The organism is Bacillus sp. F9_6S_D1_P_5, assembly GCF_054823925.1.
The window spans coordinates 571,177-577,290 of the sequence record NZ_JBTREW010000001.1 but is presented as its reverse complement, the minus strand read 5'-3'; the positions used below and the strand labels follow the sequence as shown (position 1 = coordinate 577,290).

Sequence of the window (6,114 nt, the reverse complement as noted above, 5' to 3'; positions counted from 1 at the left end):
ATATGCCTGCTTTTATAAAATCTACAAAAGATAATAAAAAACTATATGGAAAGACCGCATTTTGTTTGAAAATATACCTTAAGTTGATGGATGTGTGGTGCTACCCCATGCCCATCAACCTAAGGAAAGCAAATACCCCAAAACGAGAAAATTGACATTTCCAGATGAAAATGTACAATTTTTTTGTTTTGGGGATGCTTCAAAATATTAGTTTGATAGCAATGTGTCTCTATCCATATAGGTTCGTGAATTACGATACTATGACCATATCGTACAACTAGTTGAGTGTTCAAATGTTTTTGGTCAAAGCTTTTGTCCTAATATCATATGAGCTCACTTCATCACTCCATAATTTTTAGGTAGTGAACGATTTTAGATTACCTAAAATCACTATGATATCCTAAATAATATTTAAAAAGCTAAGTCCATACATCGCAGCAACTGTAAAAATGACTGTCCATACTGCTAAACTGACCGTCATCCAACTTATGACGTGTGTCCGGTTAGATCCAAATGTTAAAGCTAATACGGCTGCAATATCAGTTCCTACGAGAATTGGAGCTAGAAGAGCCAAACCTGGAATACCATATCGATCCCATATTTTTCTTGATCGGGTTTCTTTTTTAGAAGGTGTTGTTATACCTTTTTTTTGTTTTCTTGCTGCTTGCCATTTTGCATACTGTTTAAAGAAAAAACCGAGTAATAGAACCAAGATAAGATTTCCTGCAAATGCTGTTACTCCTACTGCAAATGGTTGTAATCCCCATGCGATACCAAGTGGTACAACAATTGATACATCCATCCATGGGGCAAATGCTAAAAGAAATAACACTACATATTGCCATAATGCCCCCGCATTTTGAGCCCACTCCACCATATTGTTTCATCCCCTTTGTTAAATACGATTTAAAATAAAAATAGTGGTTAACCAATAGACAATATATTGACCTGCACCTAGTAAACCAATGCACAATAATGGAACAAAATTATGTTGAGAAAAGAGAAAGCAAATCCCTGCCGTTACTGGAAGCGCAATGCTATAGTAAATATACACATTTCGGCAAGCCTTATAGGTTACCCACTGCTGCCCTTCATCTATTTCACGAAATTCGGATGGTATAAAACCAAATAGCCTAATCTTATCATGAGGATTATTTCGGTTATAAATCCTTGTGAGAATGAGCCATAAAAAAGTAACCGTCACTAAAATCCCGAAACATAACTTAGCTAAAATGACTTGTGTATTCATAAGAGAAAATAGTAAAAATGCAATAATCAACACAAATATACTGGCCCCTATAAGTGGAGATCTTAAAACCTGTTTTATCATAATCGTTCCTCTCCCTTTAAATAAAAAACCTCTTCTACGGTAACTTGAAATACAGCAGCTAATTTTAACGCCATAGTGACAGATGGAGAATAATCACCTTTTTCTATTAATCCAATTGTCTGCCTTGTGACCCCAATTGCATCGGCCAAGTCTTGCTGAGTCCATCTAAATCGTGCTCGTAATTCTCTAACTCTGTTTTCTAGTATCATAATTCCCCTTTCCTCATTTACAATTACTGTAATTGTAAATGATTACTAACAAAATGTAAACAATCATTTGCATTATGTAATGAATAATTGCTAAACACGACATAAATTACCCTTATGTTAAAAAGGGAGTCCACCCCATCGCTATCAAGATACCAAAACAAAATACCCCATAAAATGAAAAAATACGCTATTCTTTCTGTAGAATCATAGGAAAGGATGGCGTTTTTGTATGTCTATTTCTGTATCTGATGAATTACAACTATTTGCTCAAGAAATTCAAAAATTCTTATCTCCAAATATCTTACGAGATCTTGCTAGAGATGTTGGTTTTGTACAAAGAACTAGTAAATACCAAGCAAAAGATTTAGTCGCTTTATGTGTATGGATGAGTCAAAATGTCGCTACAACTTCTTTAACCCAGTTATCTAGCTGTTTAGAAGCATCGACAGAAGTGCTCATCAGTCCTGAGGGACTGAATCAACGATTTAATAAAGCGGCTGTCCAATTTTTACAACACATATTATCTGAACTACTAAACCAAAAATTGGCCTCATCTATACCTATTCCTTCTCCATATACTTCTGTTTTCAAGCGTATTCGTATTTTAGATTCAACTGCATTTCAACTTCCAGATCCCTTTTCATTTGTTTATCCAGGTGCAGGAGGATGCAGCCATACAGCGGGGGTGAAGATTCAGCTAGAGTATGATCTATTAAGTGGCCAGTTCCTGCATATCCATACAGGTCCAGGTAAACAACATGATCGAACCTACGGTTCCCTGCGTGTTCCAACTGTGACAGCGAATGATTTATGTATCCGAGATTTAGGGTATTTTCATTTGAAAGATCTTAAACATATACAAGACCAAAAGGCTTACTATATCTCTCGTATCAAGTCGAATACACGTATTTATCAAAAAAATCCCAATCCTGATTATTTTCAAGATGGAAGAATTAAGAAAGGTACAGAGTATATTCAGATAGATATGGAGGGTTTAATGAGCTCTCTTCAACCAGGACAAACATGTGAAATAGCTGACGCTTATGTAGGAATGACTGATAAAGTGCCGACTCGTGTGATTATTCATCGACTAACAAAAGAACAACAACAAAAACGATTACACGATCAAACTGTAAGAGAAAAAAAGAAAGGAATGAAGTATTCTGCTCGTAGTAAACGACTTAGCGGTATCAATGTATATATGACAAATACCTCTATAGATATTGTCCCGATGGGACAAGTACATGATTGGTATTCTTTACGTTGGCAAATCGAGCTTTTATTTAAAACGTGGAAATCATTCTTTCATATTCATCATTGTAAAAAGATAAAACGAGAACGATTAGAATGCCATTTGTATGGGCAACTGATTGCCATTTTACTTTGTTCTTCTACCATGTTTCAAATGCGACAATTGCTTCTTATGAAAAAGAAACGAGAACTGAGTGAATATAAGGCCATATATATGATTAAAGATTACTTTCTTCTTATTTTCCAAGCTATACAGAAAGACACCCAAGAGCTATCAAAGATTTTAATTCGCCTGTTCAACCTCCTACAGCAAAACGGGAGAAAATCTCATCGATATGAGAAGAAAACAGTCTTTGATATATTAGGTGTCATTTACAATTGTACCATGTTTGATAATCAAGCGGCTTAAATCAAAAAATTGAAACCCATTAGGGTTTATTTCGTATGCAAATCTTTAAATTCCCTACACGTAGCTTTTAAAAAAAGAAACAACCTCTACTATAATTAACGTTTTATGGTCTTAGCTTGATAGCGATGTGGCGCTACCCCTATTAATAAATATTACTAACCATATTTCTAGTTAATATCTATCATATTTTTTATAAACAGGACTAATTAGATTTAAAAAAAGATTTCTTTTTCTTTACTCGTAATAAATCACCTGTCCATCCTTTAACTCGCATATATAAATACATACCCCCTGTTGTGAAAATAATAAATAAGAGAGCGATTAAATAGCTATATTTCCATTCTAGTTCAGGCATGTATTTAAAATTCATCCCCCACAATGCTCCTAAGGCCGTCAAAGGCGTACTCACAGCAGTTAATACAGTAAGAGCTTTCATAATTTCATTCCCACGGTGAGAAGAAACCACTTCTTGTAAATGAATCATCGTGTCTAATTCTTCTTGATACTCTTTAACAAGTTGTAATCCACGCTCTAATTTCAAGTGTGTTTGTTTATAACAAAGAGTTTTTGTTATATTTTCTAACCAAGCTTCCTCCAAGCCTTGTAACACTTCTTGTATTAAACGAAACACATGTGTGTTCATAAATAATTCATGACGAATATGATAAATTTTTTCTAAAACTGCTATGTTATTATGATGATAAAAATCCCATAATACATTTCTAAAATGGTTTTCAAAATAGTCAACCTTTCGTAAATAGTGAGATATAAACATTGATAAGATAACACATAATCCTTCAGCGGAACTATTACAATTTTTTATACCCATAGGGAAATTATGTATTAATTTTTGAAAATCCTCTTCCTCTTTTTCCTGGACCGTTATCAGTATTCCATGGGCTACGAAATAATGAAGAAATTTTTGGATTTTGGCGTCCTTTTTATCTTGCTCATATAAAAACGAACCATATACACAAGTTTGACTCGGTGATAACGTATAAACATATAATCCATTTTCACAAGGGGAACTTATTTTCTTTACAAATTGAGAGAAATAAGATGTTACATCACGAGGGATTATAGAAGAAAGTTTTTCAAGCTCACTAGTTTTCACATGATACCAACTCCATTTCGGCATTTTTATGCATTCCATATTATTCTTCCTTTCTGAATAGTTTTATGTTTGATCGAATCATATCCGTAATATGAAATTTATATGTAGGTATTCATGTCTTAGAGGAAAAGTTTTTAGATCCTCTAAATTACAAACTAAATGGCATAGGAGGTCTTATTCTGTTACAAGGAAGACCCCCTATATATTAGCTATTTTTATCTTTTCTTATAAAGAATTTATTATATGTGGAACAGAAGCCACATAATTTGGCACGTCTATTCAACGAACTCTATTTTGGTCGTTATTATAATTTAGATTCATATGCAGATTGATTGGTGATGTCGTCAAATACTTGACTTCCAATCATATAGTATCCATAAAGTGCAGCCTCTTTCGAAGCGTCTACCATACGGAAAGAAGAAATTTCACCTTGCATTTTTTCAATTCGTTTTTTGTGGATATCTACTATTCCTCCTGTCCAAATAATAGTGTCATACTGGTCTAACTTAAATTGTTCTTGTAATACACGCATAACGTCTTGGAAGTGTGTATCCAACTCTTTTTGAATCAAAGTATCAACCTGACTTGTCTGATGATTTTCTTCTCGACCTCCATATCCTTTTTCTAATATTTTTGGCATGTCGTTCATATGCAAGTGATTACTTTCCCCTGCATAATTCTGCAGGATATTCTTAATATTTTTCAAAGGCTTGCTACATCCTAGTTCCGTCTCATAATGATTTAAAATAACATTCTGTTTCATATCTGTCATTTCTAATGTACGAAATCCACCATCAATAATTAAGATACGATCTCGTTCCTCAATGATTCCCTCTTTTAAGAAATAGGCATGTAAAGCGACCGGTTGCTGAAGAATCAAAGCATTTTCCACCGTAATATTAATAAATTTCCCATCAATTTGCACGGAAGTTTCTTTTTTCAATACATTTTGTAATTGCTCATGCTGACTACCAAAACAAGTAACGGGAAGCCCGGTAACAACTAAAGGTAACACGACATTTTCTTTATAATCCTTTGCAATGCAACCAAATATTTGTTGTTTAAACTGTTCGCTTTCATAATAATTTTCTATTTCTTCGTCAAATGGAGGAAGAAATGAAGCGTCAGATTGATGTGCTTCATTTCCCATGTAGTATGCAAAGTCTAAGTCTATAAAACTTACCTTTGTTAAATCTTCACTTTCAGCATGATTAGGTACAGGGGCTAGTGTGGAAGCTTCACTCTTAATCGTCACCTCAGAATCTACATCCTGTCGATATGCCCGTTTGGTAAAGCCAATTCCTACATCAATTGCATACAGAGATTTCATACTTTTTTCCTCACTTTCTCTTTTTAGAATTAAATCTAAGCACTCTCTTCTTTCCCTTCTTTCATATATTTCTTTTCATTTTTCGTTTTTTCCTCATCTATGTCCTTACTATTTTGATTTATTTCGTAATCCTTTTCATCTTTTTTCTTTTTATTATTTTCATTTTCTGTTAAGTCTTTAATAGTAGAAATGACAACTGGTGTGGCTGTAAGTAGTTGTGGTAATGTTTGTTTTGCAACATTAGCTGCAGTTACAGAGAATTGTTTACTTGTCTCAGTTACCTTCTCTAATGTTTCCTTTATGTTTCCTTCTTGTAGTTTGTCTTTTACGCTTTTTCCTTTTGTTTGTATAGCTTTCCGATTTTCTTTTTTTAATAGGGAAACCATGACTCCGGTCGTAATCCCAATCACTGCATATTTAAATATTGTATGTTTCATTTTTCTCACCCTTCTCTACTTTTATTTTCTTCCA

Annotated in this window: 7 protein-coding genes; 1 reads left to right on the top strand and 6 read right to left on the bottom strand. The window is 33.8% G+C overall.

Annotated features, from left to right (window positions below; translation table 11 throughout):
• Positions 1–400 precede the first annotated feature (400 nt).
• From ACUXEY_RS02845 to ACUXEY_RS02835, 3 genes are read right to left on the bottom strand one after another with little or no spacing between them, the layout of a single operon-like run.
• Positions 401–877 carry a small multi-drug export protein gene (locus ACUXEY_RS02845; protein ID WP_000230643.1) on the bottom strand — a complete coding sequence of 159 codons (477 nt, stop codon included), beginning with the start codon at positions 875–877 and terminating at the stop codon, positions 401–403.
• 18 nt (positions 878–895) lie between these two features.
• A complete protein-coding gene (locus tag ACUXEY_RS02840; RefSeq protein ID WP_065845814.1) occupies positions 896–1,330 on the bottom strand; it encodes a hypothetical protein in 435 nt (144 codons plus the stop codon).
• Positions 1,327–1,539, bottom strand: coding sequence for a helix-turn-helix transcriptional regulator (locus ACUXEY_RS02835; protein WP_000599740.1), 213 nt, complete (start codon positions 1,537–1,539; stop codon positions 1,327–1,329). The genes ACUXEY_RS02840 and ACUXEY_RS02835 overlap by 4 nt, the downstream gene beginning before the upstream one ends.
• Positions 1,540–1,768: 229 nt before the next feature.
• On the opposite strand from ACUXEY_RS02835, the gene ACUXEY_RS02830 reads away from it, so the two are divergent.
• Positions 1,769–3,199, top strand: coding sequence for an IS4 family transposase (locus ACUXEY_RS02830; RefSeq protein ID WP_461300034.1), 1,431 nt, complete (start codon positions 1,769–1,771; stop codon positions 3,197–3,199).
• 202 nt (positions 3,200–3,401) lie between these two features.
• Here the strand turns inward: ACUXEY_RS02830 and ACUXEY_RS02825 are convergent, their stop codons facing one another.
• The 3 genes from ACUXEY_RS02825 to ACUXEY_RS02815 form a co-directional block, all read right to left on the bottom strand.
• Positions 3,402–4,352: a magnesium transporter CorA family protein gene (locus ACUXEY_RS02825; protein ID WP_461300033.1), complete on the bottom strand. Its 951-nt coding sequence runs from the start codon at positions 4,350–4,352 to the stop codon at positions 3,402–3,404.
• Between the two features lie 265 nt (positions 4,353–4,617).
• Entirely contained in the window at positions 4,618–5,643 is a 1,026-nt protein-coding gene (locus tag ACUXEY_RS02820) for a ParM/StbA family protein (protein WP_461300032.1), read from the bottom strand.
• A gap of 35 nt (positions 5,644–5,678) precedes the next feature.
• A complete protein-coding gene (locus tag ACUXEY_RS02815) occupies positions 5,679–6,080 on the bottom strand; it encodes a peptidase U61 (RefSeq protein ID WP_144611875.1) in 402 nt (133 codons plus the stop codon).
• Positions 6,081–6,114: the final 34 nt, after the last annotated feature.

Coding starts and splice junctions, on each gene's coding strand:
- ACUXEY_RS02825 (WP_461300033.1), bottom strand. CDS start 4,352: ATGGAATGCATAAAAATGCCGAAATGGAGTTGGTATCATGTGAAAACT.
- ACUXEY_RS02830 (WP_461300034.1), top strand. CDS start 1,769: ATGTCTATTTCTGTATCTGATGAATTACAACTATTTGCTCAAGAAATT.
- ACUXEY_RS02820 (WP_461300032.1), bottom strand. CDS start 5,643: ATGAAATCTCTGTATGCAATTGATGTAGGAATTGGCTTTACCAAACGG.
- ACUXEY_RS02845 (WP_000230643.1), bottom strand. CDS start 877: ATGGTGGAGTGGGCTCAAAATGCGGGGGCATTATGGCAATATGTAGTG.
- ACUXEY_RS02840 (WP_065845814.1), bottom strand. CDS start 1,330: ATGATAAAACAGGTTTTAAGATCTCCACTTATAGGGGCCAGTATATTT.
- ACUXEY_RS02815 (WP_144611875.1), bottom strand. CDS start 6,080: ATGAAACATACAATATTTAAATATGCAGTGATTGGGATTACGACCGGA.
- ACUXEY_RS02835 (WP_000599740.1), bottom strand. CDS start 1,539: ATGATACTAGAAAACAGAGTTAGAGAATTACGAGCACGATTTAGATGG.